The sequence below is a fragment of the Streptomyces sp. NPDC091280 genome (assembly GCF_044768565.1).
GTDB lineage: Bacteria > Actinomycetota > Actinomycetes > Streptomycetales > Streptomycetaceae > Streptomyces.
Genome location: NZ_JBIVUZ010000012.1, coordinates 113,921 through 131,901, shown reverse-complemented (window position 1 = coordinate 131,901; position 17,981 = coordinate 113,921). Strand labels below are relative to the sequence as shown.

Annotated in this window: 14 protein-coding genes; 7 read left to right on the top strand and 7 right to left on the bottom strand. The window is 71.1% G+C overall.

What is annotated here, in order from left to right:
- Positions 1-13 precede the first annotated feature (13 nt).
- Entirely contained in the window at positions 14-1,483 is a 1,470-nt protein-coding gene (locus tag ACIQPR_RS33345; protein ID WP_403655843.1) for an MFS transporter, read from the bottom strand.
- Positions 1,484-1,681: 198 nt separating this feature from the next.
- On the opposite strand from ACIQPR_RS33345, the gene ACIQPR_RS33340 reads away from it, so the two are divergent.
- Complete coding sequence (locus ACIQPR_RS33340; RefSeq protein ID WP_403656470.1) at positions 1,682-2,329, top strand: TetR/AcrR family transcriptional regulator; 648 nt, start codon at positions 1,682-1,684, stop codon at positions 2,327-2,329.
- A gap of 31 nt (positions 2,330-2,360) precedes the next feature.
- Here ACIQPR_RS33340 and ACIQPR_RS33335 read toward each other — a convergent pair whose 3' ends face one another.
- Both ACIQPR_RS33335 and ACIQPR_RS33330 read right to left on the bottom strand, forming a co-directional pair.
- Positions 2,361-4,439, bottom strand: a complete 2,079-nt coding sequence (locus tag ACIQPR_RS33335) for a WD40 repeat domain-containing protein (RefSeq protein ID WP_403655841.1) — start codon at positions 4,437-4,439, stop codon at positions 2,361-2,363.
- A gap of 87 nt (positions 4,440-4,526) precedes the next feature.
- Positions 4,527-6,110, bottom strand: coding sequence for a hypothetical protein (locus tag ACIQPR_RS33330; protein WP_403655839.1), 1,584 nt, complete (start codon positions 6,108-6,110; stop codon positions 4,527-4,529).
- A 172-nt stretch (positions 6,111-6,282) separates the two neighbouring features.
- Between ACIQPR_RS33330 and ACIQPR_RS33325 the strand changes: the two genes are divergently transcribed.
- On the top strand, positions 6,283-8,454 hold the full coding sequence (locus ACIQPR_RS33325) for a beta-glucosidase (RefSeq protein ID WP_403655838.1): 2,172 nt from the start codon (positions 6,283-6,285) through the stop codon (positions 8,452-8,454).
- Between the two features lie 22 nt (positions 8,455-8,476).
- On the opposite strand, the gene ACIQPR_RS33320 is transcribed toward ACIQPR_RS33325, so the two are convergent.
- Positions 8,477-9,481, bottom strand: a complete 1,005-nt coding sequence (locus ACIQPR_RS33320) for a LacI family DNA-binding transcriptional regulator (RefSeq protein WP_403655836.1) — start codon at positions 9,479-9,481, stop codon at positions 8,477-8,479.
- 242 nt (positions 9,482-9,723) lie between these two features.
- On the opposite strand from ACIQPR_RS33320, the gene ACIQPR_RS33315 reads away from it, so the two are divergent.
- From ACIQPR_RS33315 to ACIQPR_RS33305, 3 genes are all read left to right on the top strand, one after another.
- Complete coding sequence (locus ACIQPR_RS33315) at positions 9,724-10,341, top strand: DsbA family protein (RefSeq protein WP_403655834.1); 618 nt, start codon at positions 9,724-9,726, stop codon at positions 10,339-10,341.
- Positions 10,342-10,405: 64 nt separating this feature from the next.
- Positions 10,406-11,212 (top strand): MBL fold metallo-hydrolase, encoded by an 807-nt coding sequence (locus tag ACIQPR_RS33310; protein WP_403655832.1) that lies wholly within the window; start codon positions 10,406-10,408, stop codon positions 11,210-11,212.
- Between the two features lie 2 nt (positions 11,213-11,214).
- Positions 11,215-11,625 (top strand): nuclear transport factor 2 family protein, encoded by a 411-nt coding sequence (locus tag ACIQPR_RS33305; protein WP_403655830.1) that lies wholly within the window; start codon positions 11,215-11,217, stop codon positions 11,623-11,625.
- A gap of 49 nt (positions 11,626-11,674) precedes the next feature.
- Here the strand turns inward: ACIQPR_RS33305 and ACIQPR_RS33300 are convergent, their stop codons facing one another.
- The 3 genes from ACIQPR_RS33300 to ACIQPR_RS33290 form a co-directional block, all read right to left on the bottom strand.
- Positions 11,675-13,006, bottom strand: a complete 1,332-nt coding sequence (locus ACIQPR_RS33300) for a cation:proton antiporter (RefSeq protein WP_403655828.1) — start codon at positions 13,004-13,006, stop codon at positions 11,675-11,677.
- Positions 13,007-13,145: 139 nt separating this feature from the next.
- Positions 13,146-15,074, bottom strand: a complete 1,929-nt coding sequence (locus tag ACIQPR_RS33295; RefSeq protein ID WP_403655826.1) for an NAD(P)/FAD-dependent oxidoreductase — start codon at positions 15,072-15,074, stop codon at positions 13,146-13,148.
- Positions 15,071-15,934 carry a DUF1932 domain-containing protein gene (locus tag ACIQPR_RS33290; protein ID WP_403655824.1) on the bottom strand — a complete coding sequence of 288 codons (864 nt, stop codon included), beginning with the start codon at positions 15,932-15,934 and terminating at the stop codon, positions 15,071-15,073. Before ACIQPR_RS33290 ends, ACIQPR_RS33295 begins: the two co-directional genes overlap by 4 nt.
- 232 nt (positions 15,935-16,166) lie before the next feature.
- Between ACIQPR_RS33290 and ACIQPR_RS33285 the strand changes: the two genes are divergently transcribed.
- Positions 16,167-17,123, top strand: a complete 957-nt coding sequence (locus ACIQPR_RS33285; RefSeq protein WP_403655822.1) for a hypothetical protein — start codon at positions 16,167-16,169, stop codon at positions 17,121-17,123.
- A 7-nt stretch (positions 17,124-17,130) separates the two neighbouring features.
- On the top strand, positions 17,131-17,970 hold the full coding sequence (locus tag ACIQPR_RS33280; RefSeq protein WP_403655820.1) for an amidohydrolase family protein: 840 nt from the start codon (positions 17,131-17,133) through the stop codon (positions 17,968-17,970).
- Positions 17,971-17,981 lie beyond the last annotated feature (11 nt).

The window sequence follows — 17,981 nt, the reverse complement described above, 5'->3', positions numbered from 1 at the left end:
GGCTGCGGCCACGTCACACGGCTTCGTCAGCGGGGTGTTCCTCGACGCTGTGGGAGTCGGTGAGGCTGAGCGCGCCGCCGGCGGCGATGACTCCGACGACGACGGCGAGGAGGGCGTAGGTGATCCGCTCGCCGTGGAAGAACGACGACACCAGGCCCTCGCTCCAGGTCCCGGCGGGCAGTTGCGTGGTGACGAGGGCGGCGATGAGGGTGCCGACCACGGCTGTGCCGACGCTGGATCCGACCTCCTGGGCGGTGTCGTTGAGGGCGGCGCCGATGGAGGTGCGGTTGGCGGGCATCGCGTCGACGAGCGCGACCGCACAGATCGTCATCACGGTGCGCAGTCCTACGGTCATGACCACCATGCAGACCGCGATGGCGAGGTATCCGTGGTCGACGCCCCAGGACAGTCCCGCCAGTGAACCGGCGAGGCAGGCCGCGCCGACCAGGCAGGCGACGCGGTGGCCGAAGCGGCGGCCGAGCCATTCGGACAGCGGGGTGGCGACGAGCATGGTCACGATGATCGGCAGGTTGGCGAGACCGGCCCGTACCGGGCTCCACCCGTAGGCGTACTGGAAGTGCAGGATCAGGCCGAACATGATGCCGGCCATCGCGATGGACGTGCCGATCTGCGCGAGGGCGGCGCCTCGGACGGTGCCGTTGGTGAACAGGCCCAGATCCAGCATGGGGGCGGCGCTGCGGCGCTCGTGCCGGACGAACGCGACGGCGGCCACGACCGCCCCGGCGATCGACGCGAGGGTGACCGTGGAGAGCCAGCCGTGCTCGACCCCGCTGGTCAGCGAGTAGCAGGCGAGCCCGATGGCCGCGACGCTCAGGACCGCGCCGGGCACGTCGAGCGCGTCCTTGGTCAGGTCCTCGGGCCGGTCGGCCGCGACACCGAGCCGTACGCCGACGCAGGCGATCAGCGCGATGGGGGCGTTGACGACGAGCAGCCACTCCCACCGCACATGGGCGAGCGCGGTGCCGCCGAGCAGCGGTCCCAGGACGAAGCCGGACATGCCCACGACGATCATCACCGTCATGGCGCGCATCCGCAGCGCCTTGTCCTCGAAGAGGCGGAAGACCAGGGAGTTCGTGATCGGGGCCATCGCGGCGGCGGCTATGCCGAGCGCGGCCCTGAGGGCGATGAGTTCGCCCGCCGTGCTGACGAAGACGACGCACAGGCTCAGCGAGCCGAAGACGGCGAGCCCGATCAGCAGCACCCGGCGGCGGCCGAACCGGTCGGCCATCGACCCGGCGGTGAGCAGCAGTCCGCCGAAGGTCAGTGAGTAGGCGCCGGTGACCCACTGCAACGCGGTCGTGCCGCTGCCGAGGTCGCGGCCGATCGTGGGCAGCGCGATCGACAACAGCGTGTTGTCGACCATCTCGACGAAGAAGGCCAGGCAGAGAGCTGCCAGGGGGATCCACGCCGCGCGCAGCGACGGGTAGACGCGGGAGGGGGCGTCCAGCGTGGTGGTGGTCATCGCAGCCCTTTCGGTCGAACGCCGTTCGGTGATCGAACGACGTACGGGTATCGAACGCCGTACGATGAAGCACGATAGAACAACGTTCGATACGATGCAAGGCACAACGTGAGCAGCGATGTGAGCAGCGAGGGGACGACAGCCATGGCACGCCTACAGAGCCGTTCGGGCACAGGACGCCGACGGGCCTCCCACTCGATGGAGTCCGTCCTCACCGAGACAGTGGCTCTGTTGGACGAGGCCGGGGCGCCGGCCCTCACGTTCCGGGCACTCGCCCAGCGCCTCGGCGGCGGCGTGGCCAGCATCTACTGGTACGTCGAGAGCAAGGACGAACTCCTCGACCGCGCCACCGACCACGTCATGGGCACGATCCTGGCCGACATCGAGAAACTCCCCCACCAGGACGACCCGATCGACGCCCTGCGCGAGATGGCCCTGACGCTCTTCGACGCGATCGTCCAACGCCCTTGGCTGGGCGCCTACTTCATGCGCAACACCGACGTCCAGTCCAACGCCCTGTGCCTCTACGAGAGGCTCGGTCAGCAGACACTGCGCCTCGACCTCACCGCACTCCAGCGGTTCCACGCCGTGTCCGCGGTCGTCGGCGTCGTCGTCGGCTCCGCCGTCGACCTGGGGCAGGAGCCGCCCCAGGAGGTTCTTGACGGCGCCACGACCCGCGAGGAGTTCCTCGGGCGCTTCGCACGCACCTGGCGCGGACTCGACCCCGAGGCCTTCCCCTTCGTGCGCGAGATCGTCGACGAGTTCGACGGCCACGACGACGTCGACCAGTTCCGCTCCGCACTGGAACTCACCCTGACCGGACTGCGCCTCCAGGCCGGAACCTGAACCGCCCGCCCTCCGCGAACGCCCCTGACCGTCACTGCCTGGTGAGCGGCAGACCGAGCACTCCGCGGTCATGTCCGACGATCAGGTCCGCGCCGACCGCGGCCAGACAGGTCAGTGCCACGTCCAGGGCGATGTGCCCGACCGCGCCGGTCTCCGGCTCCCATATCCGCAGTCGGTGACCGTGACGGGTGCCGGCGACCACGACCGTGCGGCCGTCCTCCAAGGTGGTGCCGGTGATGAGCGGCGAGCCGCCGGTACCGGTCGAGAAGGGCAGGGCGTCGCCGATCGGGGCACCGGTCGCGGGGTCCCACAGCACGACCACGCCACGGTTGTCCGCCGTCGCCAGCACGGTTCGGTCGTGGGCGGGCACGGCGGCCACTGCGGATATCCGGTGGTCGGCATCGGCCAGCGCGCGTGCGTTCAGCTGCACGGCCGCGCCGGTCGCCCAGGGGTCGTCGACGGCCGGATCCCACACATGCAGGCGGCCCGCGGTGTCGGAGGCCGCGATCAGCGTGTGGTCGGCGGCGATCGGAACGGCCGCGATCGACTGGATCGGGCTGCCGTAGGGATTGAGCCGCCCCACGCACTCACCGCCCTCCGCGTCCCACAGCCGGACCGCTCCTCGGGGCGTGGCGGTGACGAGCAGCGTGCGCCCGTCGGGGATCGTCGCGGCGCACATCCCGGTCACACCTCCGGGCCAGTCGCCGACCGGTTCACGAACCGGCTGCCCGGTGACCGGGTTCCACACGGCGACCGTCCCGCTGTCGCCTCCGCTCGCCAGCAGGACACGGCCATCGGGCAACGACAGAGCAGTCAACGAACGGATACGGTCCCGATGCCCTGGCAGCGGATCATGGACGAGCCGACCGTCGACCGCGTCCCACAACCACACCGAGCCCCCGTCCCCGGCACCCGCCACGAGCTTCGCCAGGCCGGGTCCGGACACCACCGCCAGTGCGTCGACACCCCCCGACGCACCGGACGCGGAATCGGCGAACACCGCTGTACGACCCCAGGGTGTGCCGTCGGCCGCGAGCACCACGTCCCCGTCCCGCCGAAACCGAGTCGCTGCCGCGCCCGCCGGGACGACCACCGTCGAATCCGCATCGGCGGCCGAGCCGTCGCGGTCCACCGACGCCTCTGCCGGATGCGTATCCGGACGCGTATCCGGACGCGTATGGGGTCGCGCACCGTCCGGATTCTCCGCGAGGCCGTCCGCGATCGTCCACGTCTGTTCGCAGTCCCAGCAGCGGAAGTACCCGGTGAGCGACATCAGTTGGCGGGCCTGTTCCCTGTCCGCCTGTTCCCTTTCGGCCTGTCGCAGCGGGGCGTCGACTACGCTCACGCCCGCGACCAGGCAGAGCACAGCCCACCCGGGTGTCTCGGCAACTATCCCTGCCGACGCGACCGCACGCGCCACGCGCAGGAAGGGCTCCCACTCCTCCCCCAGCGCCTCTTGCCGCACCGCCTCGGCGACCGCGCCCCACGGATGCGCTCCTTCACGGACAGGGACGGGATCAGGCAACTCCGGAGCATCGGAAGGTACAGGCGCCGGATCCGCGAGGAACTCGGCAACCTCGGTGTCGCTCCCGCACTCGGGGCACACCAACAGGAGCCCACTTACCCCGAGTTCGAGGACCCCGGCGAGTGCCTCGCCCATGTAGTGACCGGCGAAGGCCACGGCGGCGAGCGCGAGATGCGCGCGTACCCGCGCGGGAGTCCCGGCGGCAAGAAGACTCCGTACGGCCGCCTGCTCGGCCGTACTCAGCGCGGCGCCGAACCCCGCCGCCAGATCGGCCGGGACGGGTGGCCGGTAGTCGGCGGTCACGATGCGGCCCAGGTCCACCCAGAAGTCCACGGACTGTCCCGGAGGCAGGGCCGCCGCCGCCTCCACCAGATGCGGCAGAGCCGCATAGGCGCCATCGAAAACGACTCCGTCGTCCATCAGGCCGCCCGCCAGGTATGTCCAGCCCTGCTTCCACGCCTCACCGCCCCCGGAGGCGGATGCGGATGCGGACTCCATCTGTGTCAGGAGTACCTCGACCTCCTCGGCCTTCACACCGTCAAGATCGCGCCAACGAGGGCTGTGCAGGGGCAGCTTCGACGTCATGGAACGAGTCTCGCAGTCGGCAGTGACAACGCAGCGACCAGCAGGAGGCGACGCCCTGTGACGCCCGCCCTCTCCCCACGCCACGCATCAGCTCGTCATCCGATCCACGATCAGCGCGAACGCGCGAGGCGCGATCCGCTCCAGAACCGGCGCGACGGTGCGCCAGCCGTCGAGAGCCACGGCCTGCGCGGCGAGCCTGCGGGCCTCGAACGGCTCTGCCAGCTCAGCGAGTTCGGCCAGTGCGCGGGCGCGTGTCGCCCGGTAGGCGATCGAACGGGCGAGAGTCTCGGCCCGACCCGGATCACCGTGCCGGGCCGTCTCCCGGACGACCGCGACCAGCGCCTCACCCTGCGCCCAACGGTCGTTGATCGAGTGCACGAGGGTTTCCGCCCGGCCCAGATCCCCACGGTGAGCCAGTTCCCGGACCACCGCGATCAGCGCCCTGTCCTGCGCGCGGCGGTCGCTGATCGCGCGAGCCAGCGCCTCGGCCCTTCCCGTGTCACCGGAGCGGGCCACCTCCGCGACGACCTCGACACGCCGTGGCACGGACAGATCGGGGTCGAGGAGTCCGACGAGCGCCATGGCCCGCTCGGCCTGACCGTGCCGGGCGAGCAGGAGGGTCACGGACCTCAGCAGAATGTCGTGATCACGGCCACCACCGCTCCCAAGCACCGTCTCGGCCCGGTCGGCGAGGGCAACGGCCACACCCTGGTCGGCGGCATCGGCGACAGCGTCCAGCACACACGCCAACTCCCAGGAGCCGAGCGGAGATTGAACGCGACTCGGCCGAGCCGCCGCCTCGTCCGGATCTCCCAGGAAGTCCAAGCCCAGGTCCCTGTCCTGGTCGAAGGCTTCACCGAGCGCCCACCCACAGAGCGCTCCCCCGCCGTCGACGGCGGGAACCGGCAGAGGACCCAGCAGCGCATCGAGCCGACCAAGGTCTCCCGCCAGCACTTCCCGGGCCAACACCGCTACCAGGGGCCGGGGTTCGGACCATGCCGCCGACTTGTCGGACCGCGCGAGGGCCGCCACACGGTCGGCCAGTACGACGGCCCGGTCATGGTCGCCGGCGGCGACGGCCACCTCCACGAGGAGGGCGAGTACCCGCTCGGTCCCTTCGACGGCGAAGGAACTCGCTTCGGCGTCGGCGCGAGCGGCGAATCCGAGCGCCGCGTCGGTGTCTCCGCCGTCCGCCACCGCCTTCGCCAACAGGGCCCACGCCCATGCCCAGTTGTGCGGGTAGCGGATTCCCTCCGCCAGAGCGACAGCCCTGTCACGCTCACCGGCACGCGCCCACTCCGGCACGAGGGCGACCAACGCCTGGTCCCGCAGCTGTCGTAGGGGAATGGATTCGGCCAACGCCTGGGCGCCGCGCAGGTCTCCGGCGCCCGCCCCGGCCCGCACCAGCGCCACGAGTTGCGTGCTCTGCTCAAGTTCGTCACTGATCGTGTACGCCAACTCGGCCGCGCGCACGAGGTGTCCGGTGCGGGCGAGCGTCCTCGGCAACCATCCACGGGTGAGGCCGGTGTCCGACTCCGGGCGCACCGACAGCCGTAGGACGGTCAACAGGCACGGCTCGTAGCCCCCTTGCTCGTACCTCCCTTGGAGGATGTCGCTTCCCCTGTGGTTCTCGGGTGCCGGGCCGCTCCGTCGCTCCCGTTCCCGCGTCATGTAAAGCTCCGGCCCCCACTGGGCCAACCCCTTCTGCACACCCTCACCCCCTGCTAGGTTGAGCGCGCCAGGCACTAGCACGTGCTAGTGACAGCGCCTCGCGCGCAGGACTGCGTATCGATTCCTCCGCCCCGACCGCCCCCTCTCTGTCTACAAGCTCAGGAGAGACGTCGTGACCGACTTCGCCAAGATGGTGGACGCCGTACGCGCCGGTGACCGTACGCCCGAGCAGGCCGCCGACGCGCTGTACGCCCTGCTCACGGACGACGAGCGGGTGGGTCTGCTGGACGGGGACACACCGTTCTGGGAGGGGCTCGGCATGATCCGTGCCGAGGGTTACAACGCCCGCCCGTACGTGCAGGGTTGTGTGGAGCGGGTCGGCATCCCGGGTATCCGTTTCGTGGACGGTCCTCGTGGGTGCGTCGCCGGACAGGGCACCGCCTTCCCGGTCTCCACGGCTCGTGGTGCCACCTGGGACACCGCGCTGGAGGAGCGGGTCGGCGAGGTCATCGGGCGTGAAGTCCGTGCCCAGGGCGGCAACTTCTACGGCGGTGTCTGTGTGAACCTGCCCCGGCATCCCGCCTGGGGGCGCCTCCAGGAGACGTACGGCGACGATCCGTATCACCTGGGCGAGTTCGGGGCGGCCCTCGTGCGGGGGACGCAGAAGTACGTGATGGCGTGTGTGAAGCACTACGCGCTCAACTCGATGGAGAACGCCCGGTTCACGGTCGACGTCACCGTGGCCGAGGACGTGCTGCACGACGTGTACCTCCCGCATTTCAAGCGGATCGTCGACGAGGGCGTGACCGGCGTGATGACCTCCTACAACTCGGTCAACGGCGAATGGGCCGGACAGCACCCGTACTTGCTCACCGAGGTGCTGCGCGAGCGGTGGGGCTTCGCGGGCATCACCGTCAGCGACTTCGTCTGGGGCATCCGTGATCCCGCCAAGTCCCTTGAGGCGGGCCTCGATCTGGAGGAGCCCTTCGCCCAGCAGCGCACCACGCAGCTGCGTGAGCGGCTCGCCGCCGGGGAGACCTCCTGGGCGTCCGTCGAGCGCTCGGGTGTGCGGCTGCTGGCTGCCCAACTCCGTTCCTACGCAGCCCGGTTGGACGGCGACTTCGGCCCCGGGACGATGGCGGCGGACGCCTCGCGCGCACTGGCCCGCACGGTCGCCGCCCGCGCGATGGTCCTACTGAAGAACGATCCGGTGCAAGGCGCGCCGGTGTTGCCGCTCGATCCGGCACGGGTCGGGTCCGTCGCCGTGATCGGCCGACTGGCGACCGCGCCGAACATGGGCGACCACGGTTCCTCCGACGTCCATGCGCCCAGCCACGTCACGCCGTTGGAGGGCATCACCGCCGCCTTCCCGGGCGCCGAGATCAGCCTGGTCGAGGACGACGATCCACGGCGGGCGGCCGAGGCGGCCCGTTCCGCCGAGGTCGCGGTCGTCGTCGCCGGGTACACCGCGCTGGAGGAGGGCGAGTACGTCGGCGCCGACGCCACCACCCGGCCCGAACTCCTCGCCCTGTTCCCGCCCGCGCCCCCGGAGGTGCTGGAGGCCATGAGGTCGGGCGCCACCGCGTCGGAACACACCGAGGCGATCACCGCGGGCGGCGGCGACCGCGTCTCGCTGACCCTGCGTCCGGTGGACGAGGAGATCATCCGCGCGGTCTCGGCGGCGAATCCGCGCACGGTGGTGTGCGTCGTGGCCGCCGGGGCGGTCCTCACCGAGAACTGGCGCCGCGAGGTCCCCGCGATCCTGCTCACCTGGTACCCGGGCATGGAGGGCGGCCACGCCCTCGCCGACATCCTGACCGGCGCCCACAACCCCTCCGGCCGCCTCCCGTTCGCCGTCCCGACCCTGCCGGAGCACCTGCCGCCGTACGACCGCGACGCCACCGCCATCACCTACGGCCGCCTCCACGGCCAGCGTCTGCTGGACGATCTCGGCGTGCGGCCCGCCTACCCGCACGGGTACGGCCTCGCCTACACCACGTACTCCGTCGACAAGGTCGTCACCGACGCGGCCGACGAGAACGGGACCCGGCTGAGGGTCCGGGTCTCCAACACGGGCGACCGCGACGGACGCCACGTCGTCCAGGTCTACGGGCGTCACCCCCAGGGTCCGCATCCGGACGAGAAGGTGCTCGTCGGGTTCGCCCCCGTGGACGTCCCGGCCGGTGCCTCGGCGGTCGTCGACGTGGACGTGTCCTTCGTGCCGCTGGCGCACTGGGACGCCACGGCCCGGTGCCGCGTGCTGCCCGCCGCCGAGGAGGTCGTCCTCACCGTGGGCTCCTACGCCCACGATCCGGACGCCCTGGTGGTGCGCGGCCGACGCTGAGGTCCCTCCGGCCGTCGTCGGCTCAACGCTGTGTGGACTCGCGGTCCACGACGGTGGCGGAGTCGGCCGGGAAGTCGAGGCGCGTCCGTGACGCCCCTTCGAGCCGCTGGACGATCATGCCGGCGAAGGCACGCCCCAGGGCCTCGGTGTCGATGCGGACCGTCGACAGACTGGGCACGAAGACCGCGGCGGGCAGGGTGTCGTCGTGCCCGATCACCGCGAGGTCGCCCGGCACCTGGATGCCCGCCCGCACGGCGGCGCCCACGACCACGGCGGCCACGTCGTCGTCGAAGCCGACGACCCCGGTGATCCCCGCGTCCCGCCAGGCGCGTACGGCCCGGTCGGCGGAGGCGTCGCGGTGGTCGACCCGCACGAGTTCGAGTGGCGGCAGGCCCAGGGTGCGGGCGCGTTCCTGGGCGGCGCGGTAGCGGGCGTCGACCAGGAACGGCGGGCGGGCGGCACGGTGGGCGACGTAGGCGAGTGTGCGGCAGCCGCGCTCGTGCAGGTGCTCCACCTGGAGCCGCGGGCCGGTGCTGACCGCGAGCGAGAGGTCCACCGACTCCGGGTCCTCGGGGTCGGGGAAGATCTCCAGCACCCCGCAGCGGCGCATCGAGGCGATGTCGTCCGTGCCGAACGGGGTGATGCCGTAGACGAGTTCGGGGTTCAGCGACTCCCACAGCGGCCGGCCGGGGCCGCCGGCCGGGCGTGTGTGGGTGACGAGGCAGTAGCCGCGCTCCTCCAGAGCGGACTCCGCCGCCTCGACATAGCCGCGCAGGGCGGTCACCATCGGCCAGTCCGGCAGGACCAGCAGCACCAGTCGGCTCCGGCCGCTGCGCAGGGTCACGGCGGCGCTGTTGGGGCGGTAGCCGAGCCGCCGCGCCGCGTCCAGCACCCGGTCCCGGGTGCTCTCGGAGATCGTCTGCCCGGCCGTGCGGTTGAGGACGAAGCCGACCGTGGCCCGGGACACCCCGGCTTCCCGGGCGACGTCCACCGCCGTCGCCCGTCGCGTCACGTCCGCCTGCGCCACGATCCCCGCCTCACTGGAAGGGGCTCTCCCCCGGCCTTCCGGTACTGCGCCCTTGCAGCGCCATGCTAGTTCGCGGGACCGCGCCGAGTCGCGGCCTCCGGTCCTCGCTGATGTACTGGCGCCGAAGGTGGAGTGTGTGACGGGGGTCACGCCGGGAGGGAAATATCTGAGCAGTCAGTTACTGTTCCCTCAGATGAATCGCTCGCATCAGGCGGGCACCGCACCCTTTGCCGAGGTCCTCGATGCAGCTCGTCTACGTCTTCGATGCCTACTGCGGCTGGTCGCACGGCTTCACCCCGACCCTGCGCGAGGTCGCCGCCCGGCACCCCGGACTGCCGGTCGAGGTGGTGTCCGGCGGCCTGTTCACCGGCTCGCGCGCGGTCCCGATCCGGGAGTTCGGCTACGTCCAGGGCGCCAACGCACAGATCGCCGAGCTGACCGGCGCCGAGTTCGGCGCGGCCTACGAGCGGCTGATCGCCGACGGCTCGTTCGTGATGGATTCCGAGGCCGCCGCGCGCGGTGTAGCCGCCCTGCGCCAGGTGGCCCCCGGCCGCGCGGCCGAACTGGCGGGCGCTCTCCAGCACGCCTTCTACGTCGACGGCCTGAGCCTGTCCGACCCGGCGACCTACCGGAAGGTCGCCGAGGCGGCGGGGCTGGACGCCGAGGCCGTGGTCGCGGCCTTCGAGTCCGCCCAGGGCGCGGCGGCCGAGGACTTCCACCGCGCCGCCGCACTGGGAGTCACCGGCTTCCCCACCCTGCTCGCCGTCGACGGCGAGCACGTCACCGTCCTGGCCCGGGGCCACGCGACCGCCGACGAGGTCGACCTACGGCTTGCCTCCCTGACCGGCCGCTCCGCCTGACCGGCCGTCAACCTCCTGATCCCCTCTCCCCCAACCCCCCTCATCACCTGCAAGGAGCCCTCTCGTGAGCACCCTCTCCTTCAAGATCCTCGACCTGGACTTCCCGGCCGGCAGCAAGAACAAGACCGCCACCCTCGTCACCGGTGAGAACGACGCGCTGCTGGTGGACGCCGCCTTCACCCGCGCCGACGGCCACCGTCTGGCCGCCGAGATCCTCGACTCGGGCAAGCGGCTGACCACCGTCTTCGTCAGCCACGCCGACCCCGACTTCTACTTCGGCGCCGAAGTCGTCGCCGACGCGTTCCCGGAGGCCGTGTTCGTCGCCACCCCGCTCGTCATCGAGCACATCAAGGACTCCTACGAGGGCAAGCTCAAGGCCTGGGCCGCGCTCGGCCCCAACCTCCCCACCCGCCTGGTCGACCTGGAACCGCTCACCGGAGACCTGACCCTGGAGGGCCACCGCTTCGAACTCAAGGGCGGCCCCGCGGCCCTGCCCGACCGCCACTACCTCTGGCAGGCCGAGTCCCGCGCCCTCCTCGGCGGCGTCCTCCTCTTCCAGCAGGAGCACGTCTGGGTCGCCGACACCCCCACCCCCGGCGACCGCGCGGCCTGGATCGGCCTGCTCGACGAAATGACCGCCCTCCAGCCGGAGTTGGTCGTCCCCGGTCACCGTCTGCCCGGTACGGCGGCCGACGCCTCCGCCATCACCGCCACCCGCGACTACCTCCTCGCCTTCGAGGAGGAGCTGGGCAAGGCCGCCGACGGCGCCGCGCTCACCGAGGCGCTCGTGGCCCGCTACCCCGACAACGGCATGCTGATCGCCGCCCAGATCGGGGCGAAGGTCGCCAAGGGCGAGATGAAGTGGGGCTGACCATGGGCGAGTTCACGACCTCCACCGCACCGGCCGACGTCGTACGCCGGCAGTATCTGGCCTCCGCGGCCGGGGACCTGGACGCGCTGCGCGCCACGCTCGCCCCGGACGTGGAGTGGACGGAGATGGCCGGCTTCCCCCTCGCGGGCACCTATCGCACCCCCGAGGGCGTCACCGCCAACGTCATGGAACGGCTCGGCGGGGACTGGGACGACTGGACCGCCCACGACGACACCTACGTCGTCGACGGCGAGAACGTCGTCGTCCTCGCCCGCTACACCGCCGTCAACAAGGCCACCGGCAGACCGATCGACGTCCGCGTCGCCCACCACTTCGTCGTACGCGGCGGACTCATCGTGCGCTTCGAGCAGTTCGTCGACACCGCGCTGGTGCGCGAGGCCATGAACGGCTGAGCCATCTGTCCGCCGTTCCCGATCACCGCGATCCGTACGCTCGCGTCGGTCACGCGGCCACCGGGTGCCCGGCCGCCTTGTCGGAGCCGGGCACCCGGTCGCGCGCGGGGTTCGCGCGATGGCCGAGGGCGGACAGCAGCGGACCGGTCATCAGTGTGGTGATGACGGCCATCAACACCAGGACGGTGAAGAGGCGTTCGTGGATGATGCCCGAGGCCAGGCCGAGGTTGAGGGCGATGAGTTCGGTCAGGCCGCGGGTGTTCAGCAGGGCGGCGACGGTCGCGCTCGCCTGCCGGGGCAGGCCGCCGAGGCGGGCGCCGAGGTAGCCGCCGCCGAGCTTGCCCGCGCAGGCGACGGCGCAGAGCACCACGAGGAGCACGAAGTCGCCGAAGCGCAGGGAGCCGACGTCGAGGGCGAGGCCGGTGGTGACGAAGAACAGCGGGAGGAGGAGGGATTCCACCGCGTGGATGGCGGCGTTCAGGAAGGGGACCTGGGCGCGGTCGGTGCGCGGAGCGGAAGCCGGTGCGGTGTCCTCGTGCGGGTGGGGCATGGCGGCGCCCGCGAGCAGGCCGCCGAAGACCGCGTGCAGTCCGAGAGCGGTGGTGGCCGCCGCCGCGCCCGCGGCCAGGGCGAACGCGACGGGCAGGTGGTACGGCGCCGTGGCCGGGTTGCGCGTCCAGCGCCGCAGCAGCGGCCTGACGACGCCGAGCAGCGCGGTGGCCAGCGCGAGCAGCAGGACGATCCGCAGGCCCACCTGCCGGACGCCCGAGTGATGTCCGCCCGTGGTGCCGGCGCCGAGGGTGATCGCCGCGAGGGCGAACCAGGCCACCACGTCCATCAGGCCCGAGGAGGCCAGCGCCACCGTGCCCGAGCGGGTGCCGTCGAGCGAGCGGTCCCGGACGATGGCGGCGAGGACCGGAAGCGCGGTGATGGAGACGGCCACCGCCATGAAGAGGACGAAGGTGCCGCTGCCCGCCCGCGATTCTCCGGTGGAGCCGAACCAGGTGCGCCCGATCGCGGCCAGGGCGGCGCCGAGTCCCATCGGCACCAGCAGCGCACAGGCCGTCACGGCGACCACGGCACGGCCGGCCGCCTGGCGGCGGTGCGCGGTCAGCTCGTGGCCGACGGAGAACATGAAGACCGTCACCGCGACCTGTCCGAGCATGGCGAGGAACGGCAGGACGTAGGCCGGGAACAGGCTCGCGGTCGGATCGCCGGGCAGTCGGCCGAGCAGGCTCGGGCCGAGCGCGATCCCGGCCAGGATCTGTCCGATCACCGGGGGCTGGCGCAGTGCGCGCGCCCCCGCGCCGAACAGCGCGCACGTGAACGCGGCCACGGCGATCGCGGCGAGCACCGCGGCTGTCGTCGAGTCGTTGGGCATCGTGGAACTGCCTCCTTGGTGAGGGGCGTGCGTGTCGGGGGGTGCGCGCTGGACCGGCCGGATCGATGCCAGGGCGGGTCGATGCGGCCGGTCCACCGGAGCGCCGGAGCGCTGTGTCGGGATCGGTCGGGTCAGGCCGTCACGAGGGGGTCGTGGCGTTGGGCGGGAGGGCTTCCGCCGGTACCGCGTCCCCGGTCGTTCCGGGGGTGGGTGCCTGGACCGGACCGCGGCCCGAGAGACGGTGGCGGATCTTGCGTACGGCGGTGTCCGCCGCGTCGAGCGCGTAGCCGTAGGCGAGGATGCCGATGACACCGTGGGTGCGGAGGTTGAGGACCCATTTCAGGCGGGTGTTGACGCTCATCGGGATGCGGTGCGCCAGGGGGCGGCGGGACGAGGGCCGGCGTAGCGCCGGGGGTGCGATCTGGTCGAGTGGGGAGACGTCGACCACGCCCTGCGCGCCGGACGTGAAGACCCGCCACAGGCGTGGCAGTGGGCGGGCGATGGAGATCTGGCAGTGGAAGCCGGGGACCTCACTGCCGTGTTCGAGCCGCCACCGCGCCCGTTCGGCGATCTTCCGTTGCATGTGCGACTGGACGCGTTGCACTGTCTCCGGGGGAAGCCAGGCCCACGGCTGGGACCTGCTGTAGAAGAGCCGCTTGCTGAGCCGGGCGCGCAGCCGCCGTTCGCTCGGGCCCTCGTTCTTCGTTTCGCCGTCGGTGCGCACGAGCCAGGTGGCGAAGTCCGAGCGCGCGGTTCCCGTCGACCAGAGCACGACCAGGTCCATCAGGTGGGTGAGCAGGAAGTAGCGCGGGTCCTGGATGGCGGGCGTGAACTTCTCGCGCAGCATGTTCCGGATCATCAGCCAGTCCTGGCGCGCGTTGCGGTTGATCCGGTCGATGTACGCGCGCTCCAGTGTGCCGCCCCGCACGTCCGACTCGATGACGTTGGTGAGGTGCCACAGCTGCTGGCAGGAGAGGCCTATGCCCTGGCTGTAGTAGGCGTCGATGATCGAGGAGGAGTCGCCGACCATGCCATAGCCGTGCGGGTGCACGAACGTGTCCGTCATGTACTGGGTGTTGCGGTACATCCGGAACTCCAGCAGGCGTTCCTCGGTCAGTACGTCGCGCAGCACCGGGTAGCGGTCGATGAGGCCGAAGAACTGCTCCCGGGGTGTGCCGCCGGACAGCGGGGTGCGCTGGTCGAAGATGACGCCGACGCTGATGCGGTCCTTGGACAGGCGGATGACCCAGATCCAGTAGCCCTCGCCCCACAGGTGGACGGTGTACTTGTCGCGCGGGGTCGATCCGCCGTTCGCCTCCCGGTACTCCCAGACGGGCGCGAACTGTTCGTCGGTGATGTCGTTGAACTGGCCCCAGATCGAGGTGGTTTGGAAGCCGTCCTCGGCGATGATCTCCTTCTCGATCGCGTGGCCGAACTTACGGGTGAGCATGCGGTTGCGGCCGGAGCAGTCCACGATCCAGTCGGCGACGACCTCGCCGGTCTCCGAGGAGCCGCGGTCGGCCCAGGTCACGATGTTCGGCGCGTCGGCCTCGACATGGACGTCCGTGACGCGGGCGCTGTCGAGGAAACGGATGCGCGGATGCGCGCGCACGGTGGCCCTGAGTTCGTCCTCGGCCTCGGGGCGCACGATCTGCTGGTCGACGGCCAGGCAGCGGAACCACAGCTTGTCCTCGGCGCTCTGGAAGAGGTAGTGGTCCCGGTGGTCCTCGGACTGCTCGGCGAGGGTGTGCTCGCTGAGCGGCGCGATGCTCCACTCGCTGCGCGGGGCGAAGGAATCGGCGCCCTCCATGCCCTCGGTGAACCAGACCCCGAGTTTGACGAAGCACTCCTCGTCGAGGAACTTGTCCAGCCGGCCGATGGTGCGCGGCAGGGCCGTGGAGACCAGGAAGGACTCGCCGACCTTGAAGCTGCGCTTCTGGTTGACGATGTCGTCGATGAGGACGACGTCGATGTCGCGCTGGGCCAGCGACAGCGCGGTGAACATGCCGATCAGTCCGGCCCCGACGACCACGGCCTCCGCGCGCTCGGGCGCGTGCGGCGCGCTCACAGCCGGCCGCCCAGCAGGTCGAGGGCTCGGCCGGTGTCCCCGTCGAAGGTGTCACGGGCGGGGTGCCAGCGCTCCAGCACCCGCACCGCGGCGTCGGCGAGGTCGCCCGGGAGGCCGTCCGCGCGCAACGCGTCGGCGCACTGCGCGAGTTCGGGCCCCCAGCGCCAGGCGCGTGACGCGACGCTGGGCAGCATTCCGTCTTCGAGTACTTCGGTCAAAGGCGAACGGGTTATCAACGATGCCTCCCCGACGAGGGGTTCGGTGACGCCGTGGGCGTCTGCGTATGCGAATGCGATGCCTGCCAGCACGTATGCGGTCTTCTGATACGTGGCATAGGACGTCTTGAGGGCGGAGGCGGCACCGAGCGGGCCGCCGGTGTCCAGTGCGCGAATTCCGGTCCCCTCGAAGAGCGAGACGATCCGGGCGACATCGTCCCTTTCACCGGCGAGGTGCAGCCGAACTCCCGGCGCGTCCTGGGGACATGGTCCGATGACACAGCCGTCGACGACGCGAATGTCGGCCGCCGAGAGTTTTCCGGCCAGTTCCAGCAGTATTTCGCGGGTCGTGCCGTTGGCGTCCAGGAACAGTCCCCGAAATCCGGTTCCGGCGATCGCGGTCGCGACGTCCGGAGCGTTGTGGGGCGGGCAGATCGAGACGATCACGTCGCTCTCGGCCGCGAGCCGGGTGAGGTCGTCCACCGCTTCGAGGCCGAACTCCTCGGCCCGGCGGGCCGTTTGGGCGCTTCGGTCCGCTCGGCACCACAGCACGCGGTGACCCGCGCCGGCCAGCGCGCCACCGAACCCGCCGCCCATCCGGCCGGGGTGCAACAGGCCGACCGTCGCGGTCTCGGCTTGGCTCATCCATGCTCTCCTTCCGAGCGGAAATCCCTTGCAGCCAGCAGTACATGACGCGAAAGCGGATATCGAGGAACTGCAACTTTCGGATACCTGGAGACACGCGTGGACCGGAAATTCGGCTACAGATCCCCGGGTTCTCTGGCCCGGCCGAGTGCCGTCGCTAGCCTCGAATCGCAATGGCTGTCCGTCGACGTGACGGCAGCCGGAGTCACTTCAGGACCCAGAAGGGGAAAAGATGTCGAACGACTTCGGATCCACCATCGTCCGCGGCGCGTCCCGGGCCCGCCAATACCTGATCGACAATGGCCTGCCCTACAGCGACGAGATCGAACTCCAGCCCTCCGGAGCGGAGTTCGCGGACGGCGGGCACTACGGCGTCGAGATCCCGGTCGTCAACAGCTTCAAGGTGCTCGAAGCGACGCTGCGCATGCTGAAGGACCAGGAACTACCGGTGACCCGCTTCAACGAGACGCTCGGCGCGATGCTGCTGTCCGACTCCGAGGTCCGGGACATGCTCGCGCTGTGCCGGGAGAACGGCGTCGGCATGCTGTTCGCGCTCGGCCCACGCCCGGAGTACGACCGCAAGGCGGCCTTCTACCGGGGCGGTTTCGGTGCCTCGCAGGGCCGGCGGATCAACAACAACGACGCCATCGCGCAGAGCGTCGAGGAGGCGTACCGGCTGACCGAGATGGGCTGCCGCGGTCTGATCGCGTACGACCTCGGTGTCATCAGGCTCCTCTCGGACATGCGGGCCGCCGGCGAACTGCCCGCCGACCTCATGCTCAAGGCGTCCTCGCACTGCATCGTGTCGAACCCGATGACCTCACGGATCTACGCGGAGAACGGCGCGGACAGCGTCACCACCACCCACGACCTCGGGCTCTCGGTGCTCCAGGAGATCCGCCGGGGCAACCCGGAGCTGACCATCGACCTGCCGACGGACGTCTACGGCAGCAAGGGCGGCTTCATCCGCTTCTACGAGGTGCCCGAACTGGTGCAGATCTGCGCGCCGATGATGCTGAAGATCGGCGCGAGCGCGCAGTCGCACCCGCACGACCCGGTCAACGAGAACACGATCCGCCAGCGCGTCCAGCGGGTCGCGCTGTGCCTGGACTACCTGGCGAAGTCGGGTATCGAGGCGAAGTACATCAGCGATCTGTCGCCGCAGCGCTGCGTGCCCGCGCAGGTGTGAGGCGGGGATGAGGCTGGTCGACGCGCAGGTCCACATCTGGGGCGCCGACACACCTGCCCGACCGTGGCCGGCGGGTGGTGCGGCGACCGCCCACCGCGTCCGTCCGGTCACGGCGGACGAGACCCTGGCGGTGCTGGACGCCGCCGGGGTCCACCGCGCGGTGCTCGTGCCGCCGTCCTGGGAGGGCGACCGCAACGATCTGGCCTGGGCGGCGGCGGCACTGCATCCGGACCGGCTCGCGGTGATGGGCCGTGTCCCGCTGACCGGCCCCGCGGACGCGGGACGGCTGGTCGGCTGGCGGTCCCGCCCCGGCAGCCTGGGCATTCGCCTCACGCTGCACCGCGAGCCGTGGCTGAGCCGGTTCCGGTCCGGCGACCTGGACTGGTTCTGGTCGGCCGCGAACTCCGCCGCGCTGCCGGTCATGGTCTACGCCCCCGGCCTGAGCGAGGAGTTGGGCGAGGTCGCCGGGCGGTTCCCGGACCTGAGTCTGATCGTCGACCACCTGGCGGTGCCGGTGGACGCGCGGGCCCCCGAGGCGTTCGCCCACCTCACCGATCTGCTCGCGCTCGCCCGGCACCCGCGGGTCGCGGTCAAGGCCACGGCGCTGCCCTGCCACGCGCGGCTGCCGTTCCCCTTCCGCGATCTCCATGAGCCCCTGGAGCGGGTGTTCGACGCGTTCGGCCCGCGCCGGATGTTCTGGGGCAGCGACTGGACACGGCTGCCGTGTCCGTACCGCGAGAACGTCGAACTGTTCACCGAGGCCCTCACCTTCCTGAGCCCGCCCGACCTCCGGTGGGTCATGGGGGACGCGATCCTGGAGTGGCTGAACTGGCCTGCCGCCGCCTGACGGTCCGACAC